Below are 14,167 nucleotides of genomic sequence, written 5' to 3' on the forward strand. Positions count from 1 at the left end.
ACGCGTGAGAAACGCTCAATCATCGCGGAGAATTTAAGTGTCGAGTCTCGTTCGTCCGCTGGCGATCGCACTGTTACTCGGTAACGCGTTACTGGGCGTTGGGGCGGTGATGCATCCGATGCTTTCGGGTGATGCCGCAGCGCAGCTTGGTACGATCTCGGAAACGCCGCACTGGCGCGCCCTGCATCTGGCAATGCTCGCCGGATCGGGCCTCGTCATCGCCGGCGTGTGGGTTCGCCTGGTGACCGATGGTGCGACGTCGCCAGCGCTCGTTGCGGCGCTCGCTTTGATCACGGTTGGTGTTGCGATCAATGCGCTCGACGTTGCCTTCATGGCCGGTTCCGGAACACACATGGCCGCGCTATTCGCGAGCGGTCAGACTGAGATGCAGAGCGTGTTCGAGGGGACGCATCCGATCGGCTTGATGGCGGCGCGGTTCGGAAACTTCATCGTCGCGCTCGGCGCGCTCGTCTTGGGGGCGATCGAGTCCCGCGACGCGACGCGTCCCCAGTGGCTGGCGTGGCTGGCCTGGCTCGCGGCGGCGGGTGGTCTCGTCGGCGTTTTCTTCTTCGACGAGGCAAGCCGGCTCGCGCTCGCGGCGGTCGCGCTGCTCTCCGGGTGGGAGGTCGCGACGGCGGTGCGAGCGCTCCGGCCGGCGCCGGAGCGTGTGACTCGTTAGGCGTCGAGGTTGGCTTTGAATTTCTTCGCCGCGAAGATGCCAACGGCGGTACCGACCATGCTGAGGACGAACGCCGTGCCAGTGCCGACGACAGCGCCGGCGTACCAGCCGATCGTCCCGCCAATGAATGCGCCAAGGGAGTTGAGCATCACTATCAAGACGCTCGGAATTGCGGGGCGTTACAGCCGAGCGCGAGCTCGCAGCTGAGTCAGTCGTCGGTGCGGCACGCTTCGTTGCAGACGACGACACCCGCACAGCGCTGCTGGAAGTACTCGGCCGGGTGATCGCCGCGACCGAGGAGCTCGTGAAGCATCTCGTGCCTAACGGTCATCCCGTCTTCCACCTTCTCGCCGGCGAGAATGATCCAATGCACGCCATTCCACCAATAGCCGTCGTACTGGACGTTGTCGTAGACGAACGACGTCTGGTTCGGTACCAGGAACCAGGTGACGCGAGACATATTGCCCTGAAGTCCCGCGCATTGCTCCGTGGCCTTCCACCAGTCCGGGTATGTCGCGAGCGGCGTGAGCGACTCGGCGCCGGCGGGGAGGTCTGGCGGCGAGGGCGCGAGCAGGAGGTCGCGACAGCCGGCGGCGATCGCGAAGGTGGCCCCAAGCGCCACGGAGGAGCGAGTTATCAATCCGCGGAATTCCATCTCGAGCACGACGAGGACGGTCGCCACAATAATGCCGGAGCTCGCTGTTGGCCAGCATCAATCGATCGCGCCCCTTGTCAGTTTGCAGTGCCCCGCGTATTCTTGCCATCACGGCCATCGTTCACGATGGACGGACAATCGAAAATCGTGGTGATTTGCCGCCTATTGCCGCCACGTAAAACAACGAGCTAAAACGCGAGAGCCCGGGCGGCGTTTTCAGCTGCCTGGGCTTCGTCGTTGATCCGACACCGCTGTCCGCCGTCTCGCGGACGCCAGTCTCACGTCGACGTCATCGATCCGCCAGGTGGCATCTGCTCTGAGCTTCGCTCATCGCGGATGGAGTCTCATCTGGAGTCGCGCGCGCTGCCGCGCGCGCTCCAACTCCTCCCTGGTCGGCCGGTGTGCGGAAACTGTAACAGTCCTCCGAACACGGTCACCTCTGGTGAGGAAACCGGGTTTGTTTCGTGTCTCGTAATCACGAATGTCGAGGACCACATGACCACGCCGTCGCTATCTGAAAAGCCGCTCGCGATCTATCACGAGCATCCGGATTGGTTCAAGCCACTCTTCGCCGAGCTCGAACGACGCGGCATTCCGTACGAACGTCTCGACGCCGCTTCGCACAGCTTCGACCCGTCGGAGACTCTCGAGGATATTCCGTTTTCACTCGTCTTCAACCGCGCGAGCCCCTCGGCATATCTCCGCGGACACGCGCAAAGCACTTTCTACACGCTGCACTGGCTGCGGCATCTCGAGCGACTCGGCATTCCAACGGTCAATGGAAGCGCCGTGTACGCGCTCGAGTTGTCGAAGGCGTCGCAGCTCGATCTGCTTCACTCGCTCGGTCTGCCGTATCCACGCGCGCGCGCCATCAACAGTCCGGACGTCGCTGTCGACGCCGTCCGTGAGGCGAAGCTGCGCTACCCGGTGCTCGTGAAAGCGAATATCGGCGGCTCTGGTGCGGGGATCACGCGATACGACAACGAGGAAGTGCTCGAGCAAGCCGTCGCGCTGGGCCAGGTGAACCTTGGCGTCGACGGGACGGCGCTCGTTCAGGAGGCAGCGCCACTCCGCGACGGGCACATCACGCGTGTCGAGACACTCGACGGTGAGTATCTCTATGCGATCAATGTGTATCCGGCGCAGGGCTCGTTCGATCTCTGCCCCGCTGACGCATGCCAGCGAACGGACGGCGTCGAGCTCGTGCGCGGTGCGTGTGCAGTGGACGCGCCGAAAACGGGTCTCCGCGTCGAGGGCACGACGCCGCCGCGCGCGATCATCGAGCAGGTCGAGCGGATCTCGCGCGCCGCGCACCTCGACGTCGGTGGCATCGAGTTCCTCGTCGACGATCGCGACGGAAAACACTACTTCTATGACGTCAACGCGCTCTCCAACTTCGTCGCCGATGCCACGAACGTGATCGGGTTCGATCCGTTCGTCAGACTGGTCGACTATCTCGAGCAGCGGGCGGAGAGCGGCAGGCAGAGCGTGAAGGAGTTACCCGCGGCTCGCAACCCTCTGCACTCTGCCCAATATGCGGAGGTTGGGCCATGAAGTACGGCTACTGGCTTCCCGTCTTTGGCGGCTGGTTGCGCAACGTCGAGGACGAGCGGATGCAGGCGTCGTGGGACTACGTGAAGCGGCTCGCGCGGCGAAGCGAGGACATCGGCTACGACATCACGCTCGTCGCCGAGCTGTTGCTGAACGACATCAAGGGGATCGAGGCGCCATCGCTCGACGCGTGGTCGACGGCGGCGGCGCTGGCAGCGGTAACGGATCGACTCGAGTTGATGGTGGCGGTTCGGCCATCCTTTCATCCGCCAGCGATCCTCGCGAAACAGGCGGCGAACATCGATCGCATCTCGAATGGCCGGCTCGCGCTGAATGTCGTCTCGGCGTGGTGGAAGGACGAAGCACGCCGCTACGGCGCAGCATTCGACGACCACGATGATCGTTACGCGCGAACGAGCGAATGGCTCGATGTCGTGGACGGCGCCTGGAAGCAGCCGACGCTCAGTTATGCAGGTAACTATTACCGCGCCGAGGAGCTAGTGCTCGAGCCGAAGCCGGTGGCGACGACGGCGCGTTACGGACGCGCGCGACCGACGATCTACGCCGGCGGTGAATCGGAAGCGGCGAAGACACTCATCGCGCGCAAGTGCGATGCATACGTGATGCATGGCGATCCGCCAGAGCGGATCGCGCCGAAGATCGCGGACTTGCGTCGCCGGCGCGAGGAGGCGAGCGAGGCGCTGCGTCGCGAAACCGGTGAAGAGCTACCGCCACTCGCCTTCGGCGTCGCCGGCTACACGATAGTTCGCGACACGCCGGGGGAAGCGTCGCGCGAGGTGACGCGCATAACGAACGTACAGCCCGGATCGCCCGGCTATCGCAATTATCAAGATTGGGTAGCAAACACGAAACTCGAACAGCGCGTGAGTCTCGAGGACTATTCAGTCTCGAATCGTGGGCTGCGCGCGGGCCTCGTTGGCACGGCGGAACAGGTCGCGGAGCAGGTCGGTCGCTTCGCGGAGGCTGGTGTGGATCTTTTGCTGTTGCAGTGCAGCCCGCAACTGCAGGAGATGGAGCGGTTCGCGGCCGAAGTAATCGCTGGAGATGTCCGGCGGAGGCGAAACACGCATCGGGACCAGAGAGAAATCGCCGAGCAGCGTTGTCCGCCTAACGGTAACCGAACCGGTAACGCGGCAACCGTTTCGTAACCGCGCAATGTGCGCCATGAATCCGCGCATTGCGGCTCGTCGACTTCGTATGAGCGCGCATAGTTTCGTGCATGTTCAACAATGAGAGCAGATGATTTCATGGTGACATATGGAATCGATGTTGCCTTACATGGTGGCGTACCCACTCACACCTTGTCAGGACACCCACCATGTCTAGTCTGCTTCGCGCCCGGAAGGGCTTCACGCTGATCGAGCTCCTGATCGTGGTCGTGATCATCGGCATCTTGGCCGCGATCGCGATTCCGAAGTTCGCGAACACCAAGAACAAGGCGTACGTCACGGCGATGAAGTCGGACCTGCGCAACCTCGTCACCGCTGAGGAAGCGTTCTTCTCCGATTCGACGTACTACACGACCGCGACGACGCTCGTTACGCGTAAGGGCTTCAAGAACTCGTCTGGGGTCGGCGTTCCAGCCGTGACCCCCGGGCCGGGCTATTGGTCGGCGACGGTTACGCACAGCCAGCTTGCTGGTTCGACCTGCGGTATCGGTGTGAACACGACCAGCCCGACGATCACCACGGCGGGCGATGGCGAACCGGCGTGCTACGTGCCGTAAGAGCGTCTAGGCTCGAGGGGAACGGGGGCTCGGGAATAAGGGGAAGCAGCCCCGCGGACGGGTGTCCGTGGGGCTGCTTCGTGCGCAGAGCTGAAGCGTTACTCAGTCTGCTTTCTTCAGTCCGTCGAGCTTCTGCTGGGCGGCCATCATATGCGCCTCGAACGCGGGCGCAATACGCGTCTCGAGATCCTTGAGCTCCTGATTCTGCGTTGCCGGAAGCAGTGTGGTCGACACGGCGTCGATGACGGCCTTGTGATAGGCAACCTCGTGCTGCAGGAATGCGCGATCGAACTCGGCGCCCTTCGCGGCGCGCAGCATCGCCATCGCCGTCTCGTGATCCTTCGCCATGGCAAAATCCTTCGGCGGCGTCGGGTGTACACCGAGCTTCTTGGCGAGGTCACGCCCCTGTTGACGCACCATCGTGTGATCGTGCACCAGCATTGCGCCGAAATCGCGGATCTCCTTGGTCGTGCCCTTCTTTTCGGCGAGCGCTCCAGTCTCGATGTCCCACGTATTCGCGGCATCGAAGATGGCGACGATGGTGGCGTCGTCGAGCGCGGCCTTCGGCGCGGGCGCCGGCGCGGCGTACAGCGAATGAACTGTGGCGACGGCCGCGGTGGCGGCGACGACGAGTCCGGAGAAGAGAGCGGCACGAAGCATCGGAGTACGGAAGGGCGTTGACATGTTCTCGAGTTGGCTAGTGTGAACGGGCCGACCCGCGATCTGCGGGCGTTCGGCATAGTACGCACGCGGTCGACAATAAGTCAAGCAAAAACTGTACTTATTAGCAATTGCCTCTTGTCTGGGCCCGCGAGCCGGTGCCAACTTGAGATCCATGCTTCGTGTCTCGCCCAAACCGGATGCCCCAACGAGGGGCCAGATCCTCGCGCTCCTGCGGCGCGGACAGATGACTGTCGACGAGCTTGCGCAGGCCATCGGCATCACCGACAACGCCGTTCGCCTGCATCTCGCCGCGCTCGAGCGCGATGGTTTGGCGCGAGGCGTCGGCGTGCGGCGCGAGGGCGTGGTCGGGAAGCCGGCGACACTCTATGGTGTTTCTCCGGAAGGCGAAGCGGCGTTCTCGAAGGCGTACGAGCCGGTGCTGACGACGCTCCTCGTCACGCTCGCCGGACGCCTGGGCGAGCTCGAGCTGAGCGATCTGTTACGTGACGTCGGGCGTCAGTTGGCGGCCACGTCGGTGTCGGCCAGTGCGACACTCGAACACCGCGTGCGCGCGGCCGCGGCAGTGCTCGATGCGCTCGGCGCCGACACCGACGTGCGACGATCAGGGGCGAACGGTTTCGTCGTGAAGGGATTCGCGTGTCCGCTGAGCCGGTCGGTGGCCCAGTGCCCGCCACTGTGCGGCGCGGTCGAAGAGCTCGTTTCGGGAATCACGAAGGCGAAGGTGCAGGAGAAGTGTGATCGTTCCGATGTGCCGCGCTGCACCTTCGTGGTGACGCCGCGCCCTCAGCGCAATCGCTCCTAGTCGCGATAACTTCCTCGGCGCCATGAGCACCGAGCCTCAACTCAAGGTTGTCGACGCCGCTGCGATCGCGTACCGCTTGTACGACATCGGTTACGAGATCGACCTCGATCGGGCGAGCACGCTCTTCGCGCCGGACGCGGCGACGCGAGCGCGGCCAGCACGCAACGAGGCGCAGGCGCTGCAGATCGTGAATCCGCCGCTGTTCGTGGCGCTCGGGAGCGAGCGCCTAACGATTAACGGCGGCGAGCATCGTGCGGAGGTATCGGCGCGGCTCTTCGATTTCGGGACGTGCTCGCTGCAGCTCCGGGTCGAGGCGTCGGCAGCGCTCATGTGGGACGAGTTCACGGCGTTCGGCAACGCCGTCGACACGTCGCCGGAGCTTGGCGCGATCTTCACGCGGCACGTCGAGGCGTTGCGCGCGCGAGTGGCGCCAGCGGTCGAGCGGCCGAATCTGGCGATGGTGGTCGAGGACTATGTCGTTTTCCGCCTGACGAGACTCACCGATGAGAGCGACAAGCCGATGCGCACCGACGTGCTCACCGACGAGCACATCGTGCCGCTCCTCCTGCGCGAGCGCCGCAGCCTCTCCGCCGCTGCGCGACGAGAGCTGTTGCCGCATCGATTCTCGTACTATGCCGACGATCTGACTATCCTCACCTGGGACAACGCGCTGGTCATCGAGCCGCGGGCCGACGACCGGGACGTCGAGTATATCGTCGAGTTCGCAAACGCTCAACTTCTCGAGCTTCGCTATTACGACGCGGTGCTCGACAACGAGCTGCCGGCGATGTACGACCGGATCGCTGCGGCGCGCGGCCGCATCTCGGCGCTCCCGACCTGGCGCTACCGCCCGCTCCTCGCGCGGCTACAGACACGCGTCGCCGACCTGACGGAGACGATTGAGCGCGTGGAGAACGCGCTCAAGGTGACCGACGACGTCTATCTCGCGCGAATCTACGCCGCCGCGCTCGAGCTCTTTCGGGGAAGGGACTGGCGGCGAGGGATCGAGCGCAAGCTCTCGATCGTGCGCGAGACGTACGGGATGCTGAACGCCGAAGCACAGTCGGCGCGAGCGGAGTTGCTCGAAATCGCGATCATTGCCTTGATCGTAATCGAAATCGTGGTCGGTTTGAGAAGGGGCTAGGGGCTAGGGGCTAGGGGCTAGGGGCTAGGGGCTAGGGGCTAGGGGCTAGAAGAGCCGGCCTCAGATAACCCTAGCCCCTACGCCCTAGCCTCTAGCCCCTTATGCGGCCTTGGCCGCCACCTGCAACCGATCGCAGATCGACACCGGATCCACGAATCGTCCGTCCGCGCCTAACGTTCGGATGATTCGCTCGCCGAAGATCGGCGCGATGCGGGCCCAGTTGCTGCTCACCGCGCCGACGTAGCGGTCGAAGAGCGTTGTGTCGGGCTTGCCACGGGAGTACACACCATTGCGCAGCACGGTGTTGCGGCTCGCGTACTTGACGCGTGACGCGAGACGGTCGGCCTCGAACCACCACGCGATCACGCCGAAGCTCGTCATCTCACGCGCGAAGTCGACGAGATCGGTCGGAAAGGTCCACGTCAGCACCGACGGCTTGCCGATCGTGCGCAGATGTCGTACGAACTCGCGAAGGCGGCCGGTGTCGAGACTCGCGACGCGCTCCTTTTCTGTCCAGAAGGGCGGCAGACCGGCAGTCTTGAGACAGTCGGCGGCGTCGAGATCGACATGCACGTGGCCGCGGTTGTCACGCAGCCAGTCGCCGAAGCTGGTCTTGCCGCTGGCGGGCACGCCGGTGATGAGCAAAGTATGGACTTGAGCTGGCATGGGTAGTTCCTGCGACGTCACTCGCCGGTGGCGGGCGTCGCGCTCGAAGACGAAGTCGTGGGAGTCGCGGCTGGCGCTGGCGTCGGCGTTCCACCGCCTGGACGCAGCAGCCTCGCTATCAAGACGACCAACACGAGAACGGCCAACGCCAACGCGCTCCAAAAGACGATCGTAGGGGTGACGCCGGTCACATTCGCCGCACCGTTCTCCGGCCCGGACACAACGTCCTGCGCCGGAGCGCCAAGCAATCGAGGCGCGAGCAGCGCGAGATCGTAGCGAGGCGGCGTCAGTTCGGGTCGTCCATACAGCAGCGAGAGTGGCGTGTGTCCATCGCGGAAGAACCGCAAGCGATATGCAGGGAGCAGAAGAGTCGGGTCGCGCAGAGGAAGCGGCGCGTTGTCTCCCTCATCGATCACGACGGAAACATCGGCCACGCGGAGCGGCGGCAAGTCAATGGTCAGCGCCGGTGCAGGCAGCTCAGGCTCGGTATTTCGCCAGGGCAACTTCGCAATCGTGATCGGGCCGCCGCGAGCGCGGATGTCTTCTTCCGCTGGCGGAAGCATCTCGACCGCGAGCTGCCGATCGAAGACGCGCGCATCGGTGTGAATCACCAATCTCGAACGCGGTAATCCTGCGTACGGCAGACGAATGCGATAGCGCGAGCGAGAGGCTGGATCGCGGGTGCTCCTCACGCGCTCGAGCGCTGGGAGCGGCAGCGAAAGCGGCTCGTCCAAACGCTCGACGAGGAATGGTACTTGATGATTGTCGGCGGTTGCGATGCGGACATCGGCAAGCGAGCCATGCGCGAGCGCGGCCGCATCGAGAGGCAGCGTCGTGAGGCCGGTGCCGCCTAACGGGATACTTCGAGAGAATCCGAATCTTTGCGGATCGATCTCTGCGCCGGTCATCGGTATCGCCGCACTGCTGTCGGTCGCAGCGACGGCGGTCGCGCGCGCCGCGCCCCAGTGCGCCACCGCGAGCGTCAACGACGAAACTCGCTCGCGTTCGGCTTCGAGATCGTAGCTGGGCGCCCTGAGGCGCTCGTCTCCATAACGAGCGACGAGCGGTTGACCGTTGCTCTCGAAGAAGATGAAGGGAAGTGTGGCCAAGACGGCCGTCGCACCGGTGACGTCGAGCGGTGGATTGTTGCCGTCGTCGACCGCGAGCTCGAGCTGCGCTTCGCTCGGCGGCGAAATCGGAATGCGGAGCGCCGCCGCGGCGATGCCGTCGCGCACCGAACGGCGCAGCGTTGCCGCGCCGAGCTCTGTCGGAACGACCGTGCTGCCGTCCAGACGGCCTTCAGTGATACGCGCTTGCCGAAGCACGTTGCCGCCGCCGACGTCGAGCTCGATCGCGACGATCGGCAGGTGCGCACCCGGCAGCTGAATGCGAAAGCGACTCTTTCCGGGCTCGCTCGGCCGGCGCACGACGGTGACCGGCGAGCGCAGCGGGGCAGGGCCACGCGTCGCGGATGCAACGCGGACATTGACGCGGCGCGGCAAGGGCATACGCGCGCTCGAGCGGTCGTCCCAGGTGAGACGCAGATATCGATAGCTGCCCGCGGCGAAATCGAGGGTCGTCAGCTCGAGCTGGTCGTTAGGCAAATCGAACAACGTGCCGTCGGGAACGAGAATCGTCCAGTGCGATCGATCGCCGCTCCCCTCGAGACGCACACGCTTGAGGAAGGGAGCCGGCAACCCTTCGATGCGCGCTCGGTCGATCGGAAGCAGCTGCTCGAGATCGGCCTCGAATCCACTTGAGAGCTTCGTCGGCGCGACGCGAAGAACGCGCGTTCCACGCCACTGCGCCTCGATCTGCGGAGTGACGAGGAGATAAGGAACCTCTTTGTTCGCGGCGTCGTAGAGGCGGAGATCGTTCGCACCACCGGTGCCGATGGCCGCGCGACCATCCGCTGCCGCGACCTCGGCGACGTGAAATGGTTGCGCACCGGCGAGGAACGCAGCGTCGAGAGTCAGCCGATTCGGTCCGGCGCCACCGGGGATGACGGGTCGCTCGGAGCGCTGTGCAGGCAACGGGAACGCGGCCACAACGCCTAACGTGAGCGCCAGCGCGAGGTGCCTCACGACACGGCCTCCGACGGCTTCGCACGCGAACCGAGCACGAACCTCTGCAGCGCAACAGTGATCAGGAGCGCGCAGAAGGCAATACCAACGAGCGACCCCACACGATACAAGCCTCCTAATCTCCAGAGATCGTTAAACGCGCATTTGAGCATCGCGATGATCAACAGCATGATGGCGGCGAAGCGTCCGGGCTTGCTATGAACAATGATGCCCGCGCCAAGAAGTGCCACCGCGAAGAGCGCCCAACCTAACGTGTACGCAAGGTCCTGCGCGAGCGCCGATGAGAAGAAATCGAAGGTGATCGTCGGGCCAGTGGCGAAGTAATCCGCGATCTCGATGTTGAGAAGTAGAAACAACAGGATCACCGTGCCGCTTGGAAGCAGAGACGAAACCCTCGGCAGCCACGGGAGCACCTTGTCGTCGGTCTTCAACAGTACGCGGCCGCCAACCAGGAACGCCGCCGCACTGATGAGATAGGTGTAGAGATACCAATTCCAGATTCGAATCGCACCGCGCGGCACGTAATGCAGGACTTCGGTATTGAGCGCGAGCCTGACGAAGACGACTGCGAATAGCCCGAGCGCGAACAGGAGCAGACCCTTGTGCGGGATTCGACCGTAGAGCCACGCGAGCGCTGCTCCCTCCAGCGCCCAGCCGATGGTGATCCAGTTGCGTTCGAGCTGGAGTGGAATGGCGAGCGTGATGAAGCCGAGCGCCGCTCCCGCCACGAGGGCCAGCCGCGCGAGCTCCGCCCGCGAGCGCGGCTCACCGCGCCGCTCGAGACGAATGAGATGCGCAAGCACCAGAGCGAGGAAGCCCGCTTCGACGACGGGGAGGGCACCGATGACTGAGCCATAGCCACCCGTGTCGATGCTCATGCGCGCCTGGAAGAAGTACAGCACGCTCGCCGCGACCGTCGCGAGATACGGTATGCGCGCGAGGCCCGCACGCCGGCCAAGGATCAGTGGATACGCAACAAACGCGAGATAAATCGGCGTCGTGAAAGCGAGCTGCGATTGCCACGATCCAGCGCCGACGTGAGTGCTCATCCAGAGGAACCCCGCGCCGCTTGCAGGAATGACGGCGACCAGGGTCATCACTTCGAGCCGCGCAAGGTCGAGCGTCGCGAAGCCTAACGTGACCGCGAGAAAGACGAGCTGCGCGCCGAGCACGATTCCGAAGGGAGGAACGGCGGTTCGTCCACCGGCGATCGCGGCGACGACCTGTGCGCCGAGTGCTGCTGCCGCTGCGGCGGTGATGAACTCTCGTCGATCGGCGCCGATGCGGAGCGCCAGTGTGAACCAGAGCGCGACGAGCGTGACGAGCGCCGCGGCGGCAAAGATCGCAATCGTCGGCCAGGGCGCACCCTGCGGCGTCATTTCCCACACGATGAGCACCGCCGCCGATGCGATGCTCGCGGCGAGAAAGAGCTCTCCGCGCTTCACGTACAGGCCGCCGACGCCTGCGGCCGCGGTCAATACGCCGAGCACGGCGAACAATGGCCATGGCGGAAGGGCCAGCGTTGGCTGCGTCGCGACGAAGAGCAGAAAGAGATGTCCAGCGAGCGCGACGAATCCGCCGTTCTGGAAAATACCCCGCGTGTTGTCGTCCACCGCCTGACGACGCGTCGCCCAGATGCTTCCGCCGATCGTGAGAAGTGCGTATCCGCCGACAATGAAGAGTGCGGGAATCAACGCAACGGCGACGGTCGCGGTTACCCACCATGCGGCGAGGACGGCCCATGCGAGCATCGTCCCGATGATTGCGAGAACGGGATTACGTGTTGCGCTTGCTTCGGCAAAGAGGCCGAGTGTCAGAATCGCCAGGAGGAGGCCGATCCCCCACAAGGCGGCCTGCGCGGCGGCGCCTGCAGCGAGGAAGAACAGCAACGCAATGCTGACGAGCGCGAGAGCCGAGCCCGCGCCCTCGGGCGCGAGCGCTGCGCCCCGTCGTCGGGCGACAATGGGGACGCCGATGAAAAGCAGCCCGAACACGCCATAGATCGCCAACGCGGCGAGGAGCCGGTCGGGCGAGAGATATTTCGCCGACCACACCGCTTCCGCCAAGACGGCAAAGAAGGCGGCGATGAAGTGCACCGGGCCGTCGCGCCTAACGATCGCATACGTCGCGCACGCACCGACGAGCGCGAGCAGCACGGCAAACAAAGGACCTGGTGAGGCCGTACGCGGCTCGACAAGTGCCAGCGCGGGGAAAACAAACAGCAGCAACGGAGCGGCGAGGACGCCGCGGGCGGCGAGGCCGAGGTCGATAACGCCGGTGCGGCGCCTAACGGCTTCCAGCGATGCCACCAGGGGAGCACCGAGATAGAAGAGGCTGAACGCGCCCGCGGCGACGAGAATCTTCGGCCACGCGGTTGGATCGTATGAGCCCTGGAGCCAGACGGCGAAGACGATGAGCGTCGATAAACCGCCGAGCAAATGGAGCACGCGCGGTCCCTGGAACACCGCAATGGCGAAGAGACCCGCATCGAGGATGAAGAGGAAGCCAAACAGGACGCCAAAGCGCGCACCGTACGCGGGTACGGTCGCGAGGTAGATCGAGAAGAGCAGCGGGAGCACCGCGCCAACGCGCGCCGCGTGGGCGAAGAGCGCGTTGGTCGACCGGCGCTCCTCGGATGCAGGTCGATTGAGCGCGAGCGCGACGAAGCTCAATACGGGGAACACGAGGAAAATGCCAACCGCGAGCGGTACCTTGCCGGCCGTGAGGAACTTCGAAACCCATCCCCACTGATACATCGTCGTTAGGCCGAGGCTGATCGCGGTGAGCAGCGGCCATTGTTTCTTGTATGCGACCCAGGCCAGGCCCGCGTTGAGCAGCAGGAGATAACCGAAGAGACCGATGGGGTTGTCCACGCCCGTGGCGATGATGGCGGGTGACGCGAAGCCGCCAATGAGGCCGAGGAGCGCGATGAGTAGCGACGCGCGGCGAATGGACAACAAGACCGCGACGATCGTCGCGAGAATGAACAGCGCGAACGCGGCTGTCGCGCCCACGAGCTGCCAGCGCGCGAACGCCGCGAAGAAGACAACGTAGAGTAGGGAGATGCCGGCGGCGTCGAGCGCGTCGGCGGTCCATTCATAACGACGCGAGACCTTCAGCTCACCCACGACGAGGCAGACCACGGCGGCGACGATGCCGATCGCAAACTGGATCGGCGGTGTGAGCCAGCCATGCTCGACCGAATAGCTGACGAAGAACGTGCCGGCGAGGAAGAGCGCGATCGCGGCGACGATCGCGAAGAACTTGACGCCGATGAGCGATTCCCAATCGAAGGAGCGCTTGGGTCGCGCCGGCTCCGGCGTCGCGCCGCGCGGAGGCCGCGGCGGCAGCGCCGGTGGGGGCGTGATTGGCGGAAAAACCGGCGTCGGTTTCTTAGTTACTCGACCGACGGATTCGCGCGCGGCATGAGACGCGGCAGCCGGGGCTCCTGGGATGGCGGCGCGCTGTGGGCTGGTGGACGCGGCAACAGGCTCAGGCCGGGGCGGCGGCGGCTGGTAGGTCTGGAGCGGCGGAACGTCGTGGCTGCGTGCCGGCGGCGCCGCGGGCGTACCCTCTTCCACTCGCCGCGTGAGGCGCTCCATGAGATGTCGGAGCTCGCCAATCGTGTCCTCGAGACGCCTCATGCGGTCGCGCACCTGCACGAGCGCGATCACGAGGAAGAGGATGATTAGCCAGAGGAGGGCGAGCATCTCTTTGAATCAAAAGGCGCTACGACGGGACGGTGCAACTGATGGACAACGCAACCGGGGGCAACGCAACAGCGCGTTAGGCGGAAGCGACCGTCAAACAGAAGTATAGAGCTGCGCCCGGGTACTCGGGCGCCCGATCCCAGACCGATTGTGCCTTGCGGATGCTCTCCAACGTCACCTCGGCGGCGCGGGCGGCATCGTTGGGCAGCACGAACGAGCCCGGGTGACGAAGCGAATGAGTACGCGTACCATCGGTGAACCTCACCCAGCCCTCCCACGCCTCGAGGCGCTGGCCGGTTTTGTTGAGGTGCTCGATCGCGCGCTCGGCGTCGGCAAGAGTGAGCACAATCTCACGCTCGGATAGTGAGCGGTTTGCGAGATCTGCCGGGAGAAGGGAAATGGCGCTCACGGAATTCGGTCGATTTCGAATTTCATTCATGACTCC

General features: G+C 64.6%; 13 protein-coding genes and 1 riboswitch. Of the genes, 6 read left to right on the forward strand and 7 right to left on the reverse strand.

What is annotated here, in order from left to right; all coding sequences use genetic code 11:
* Positions 1–37 precede the first annotated feature (37 nt).
* Entirely contained in the window at positions 38–679 is a 642-nt protein-coding gene (locus VGH98_08000) for a hypothetical protein (GenBank protein ID HEY2375905.1), read from the forward strand.
* On the opposite strand, the gene VGH98_08005 is transcribed toward VGH98_08000, so the two are convergent.
* Entirely contained in the window at positions 676–828 is a 153-nt protein-coding gene (locus VGH98_08005) for a hypothetical protein (protein HEY2375906.1), read from the reverse strand. The two genes, VGH98_08000 and VGH98_08005, sit on opposite strands and share 4 nt — an antisense overlap.
* 59 nt (positions 829–887) lie before the next feature.
* Positions 888–1,361: a hypothetical protein gene (locus VGH98_08010; protein ID HEY2375907.1), complete on the reverse strand. Its 474-nt coding sequence runs from the start codon at positions 1,359–1,361 to the stop codon at positions 888–890.
* Positions 1,362–1,471: 110 nt separating this feature from the next.
* A riboswitch (SAM riboswitch) is annotated at positions 1,472–1,546 on the forward strand.
* Positions 1,547–1,829: 283 nt separating this feature from the next.
* Between VGH98_08010 and VGH98_08015 the strand changes: the two genes are divergently transcribed.
* The 3 genes from VGH98_08015 (at position 1,830) to VGH98_08025 (ending at position 4,632) form a co-directional block, all read left to right on the forward strand.
* Complete coding sequence (locus tag VGH98_08015) at positions 1,830–2,888, forward strand: hypothetical protein (GenBank protein HEY2375908.1); 1,059 nt, start codon at positions 1,830–1,832, stop codon at positions 2,886–2,888.
* Positions 2,885–4,054: an LLM class flavin-dependent oxidoreductase gene (locus VGH98_08020; protein ID HEY2375909.1), complete on the forward strand. Its 1,170-nt coding sequence runs from the start codon at positions 2,885–2,887 to the stop codon at positions 4,052–4,054. The genes VGH98_08015 and VGH98_08020 overlap by 4 nt, the downstream gene beginning before the upstream one ends.
* A 170-nt stretch (positions 4,055–4,224) precedes the next feature.
* Positions 4,225–4,632, forward strand: a complete 408-nt coding sequence (locus tag VGH98_08025; GenBank protein HEY2375910.1) for a prepilin-type N-terminal cleavage/methylation domain-containing protein — start codon at positions 4,225–4,227, stop codon at positions 4,630–4,632.
* Positions 4,633–4,734: 102 nt separating this feature from the next.
* On the opposite strand, the gene VGH98_08030 is transcribed toward VGH98_08025, so the two are convergent.
* Positions 4,735–5,316: a DUF4142 domain-containing protein gene (locus VGH98_08030; GenBank protein ID HEY2375911.1), complete on the reverse strand. Its 582-nt coding sequence runs from the start codon at positions 5,314–5,316 to the stop codon at positions 4,735–4,737.
* A gap of 151 nt (positions 5,317–5,467) precedes the next feature.
* Here VGH98_08030 and VGH98_08035 point away from each other — a divergent pair, with 151 nt between their 5' ends.
* Both VGH98_08035 and VGH98_08040 read left to right on the forward strand, forming a co-directional pair.
* Positions 5,468–6,118, forward strand: coding sequence for a helix-turn-helix domain-containing protein (locus VGH98_08035; protein ID HEY2375912.1), 651 nt, complete (start codon positions 5,468–5,470; stop codon positions 6,116–6,118).
* A gap of 22 nt (positions 6,119–6,140) precedes the next feature.
* Positions 6,141–7,262 (forward strand): hypothetical protein, encoded by a 1,122-nt coding sequence (locus tag VGH98_08040; protein ID HEY2375913.1) that lies wholly within the window; start codon positions 6,141–6,143, stop codon positions 7,260–7,262.
* A 99-nt stretch (positions 7,263–7,361) separates the two neighbouring features.
* Here VGH98_08040 and VGH98_08045 read toward each other — a convergent pair whose 3' ends face one another.
* The 4 genes from VGH98_08045 to VGH98_08060 form a co-directional block, all read right to left on the reverse strand.
* A complete protein-coding gene (locus VGH98_08045; protein HEY2375914.1) occupies positions 7,362–7,928 on the reverse strand; it encodes a hypothetical protein in 567 nt (188 codons plus the stop codon).
* A 17-nt stretch (positions 7,929–7,945) separates the two neighbouring features.
* Positions 7,946–10,012, reverse strand: coding sequence for a DUF3999 family protein (locus tag VGH98_08050; GenBank protein HEY2375915.1), 2,067 nt, complete (start codon positions 10,010–10,012; stop codon positions 7,946–7,948).
* Entirely contained in the window at positions 10,009–13,722 is a 3,714-nt protein-coding gene (locus VGH98_08055) for a DUF2339 domain-containing protein (protein HEY2375916.1), read from the reverse strand. Before VGH98_08055 ends, VGH98_08050 begins: the two co-directional genes overlap by 4 nt.
* A 76-nt stretch (positions 13,723–13,798) precedes the next feature.
* A complete protein-coding gene (locus tag VGH98_08060) occupies positions 13,799–14,161 on the reverse strand; it encodes a hypothetical protein (protein HEY2375917.1) in 363 nt (120 codons plus the stop codon).
* Positions 14,162–14,167 lie beyond the last annotated feature (6 nt).

The sequence above is a fragment of the Gemmatimonadaceae bacterium genome (assembly GCA_036496605.1).
In the GTDB taxonomy this organism is placed as follows: Bacteria; Gemmatimonadota; Gemmatimonadetes; order Gemmatimonadales; family Gemmatimonadaceae; genus AG2.

What these genes read in the sequence shown, in the direction of transcription:
- VGH98_08005 (HEY2375906.1), bottom strand. Translation starts at nt 828, where the DNA reads ATGCTCAACTCCCTTGGCGCATTCATTGGCGGGACGATCGGCTGGTAC.
- VGH98_08015 (HEY2375908.1), top strand. Translation starts at nt 1,830, where the DNA reads ATGACCACGCCGTCGCTATCTGAAAAGCCGCTCGCGATCTATCACGAG.
- VGH98_08020 (HEY2375909.1), top strand. Translation starts at nt 2,885, where the DNA reads ATGAAGTACGGCTACTGGCTTCCCGTCTTTGGCGGCTGGTTGCGCAAC.
- VGH98_08025 (HEY2375910.1), top strand. Translation starts at nt 4,225, where the DNA reads ATGTCTAGTCTGCTTCGCGCCCGGAAGGGCTTCACGCTGATCGAGCTC.
- VGH98_08030 (HEY2375911.1), bottom strand. Translation starts at nt 5,316, where the DNA reads ATGTCAACGCCCTTCCGTACTCCGATGCTTCGTGCCGCTCTCTTCTCC.
- VGH98_08035 (HEY2375912.1), top strand. Translation starts at nt 5,468, where the DNA reads ATGCTTCGTGTCTCGCCCAAACCGGATGCCCCAACGAGGGGCCAGATC.
- VGH98_08040 (HEY2375913.1), top strand. Translation starts at nt 6,141, where the DNA reads ATGAGCACCGAGCCTCAACTCAAGGTTGTCGACGCCGCTGCGATCGCG.
- VGH98_08045 (HEY2375914.1), bottom strand. Translation starts at nt 7,928, where the DNA reads ATGCCAGCTCAAGTCCATACTTTGCTCATCACCGGCGTGCCCGCCAGC.
- VGH98_08055 (HEY2375916.1), bottom strand. Translation starts at nt 13,722, where the DNA reads ATGCTCGCCCTCCTCTGGCTAATCATCCTCTTCCTCGTGATCGCGCTC.
- VGH98_08060 (HEY2375917.1), bottom strand. Translation starts at nt 14,161, where the DNA reads ATGAATGAAATTCGAAATCGACCGAATTCCGTGAGCGCCATTTCCCTT.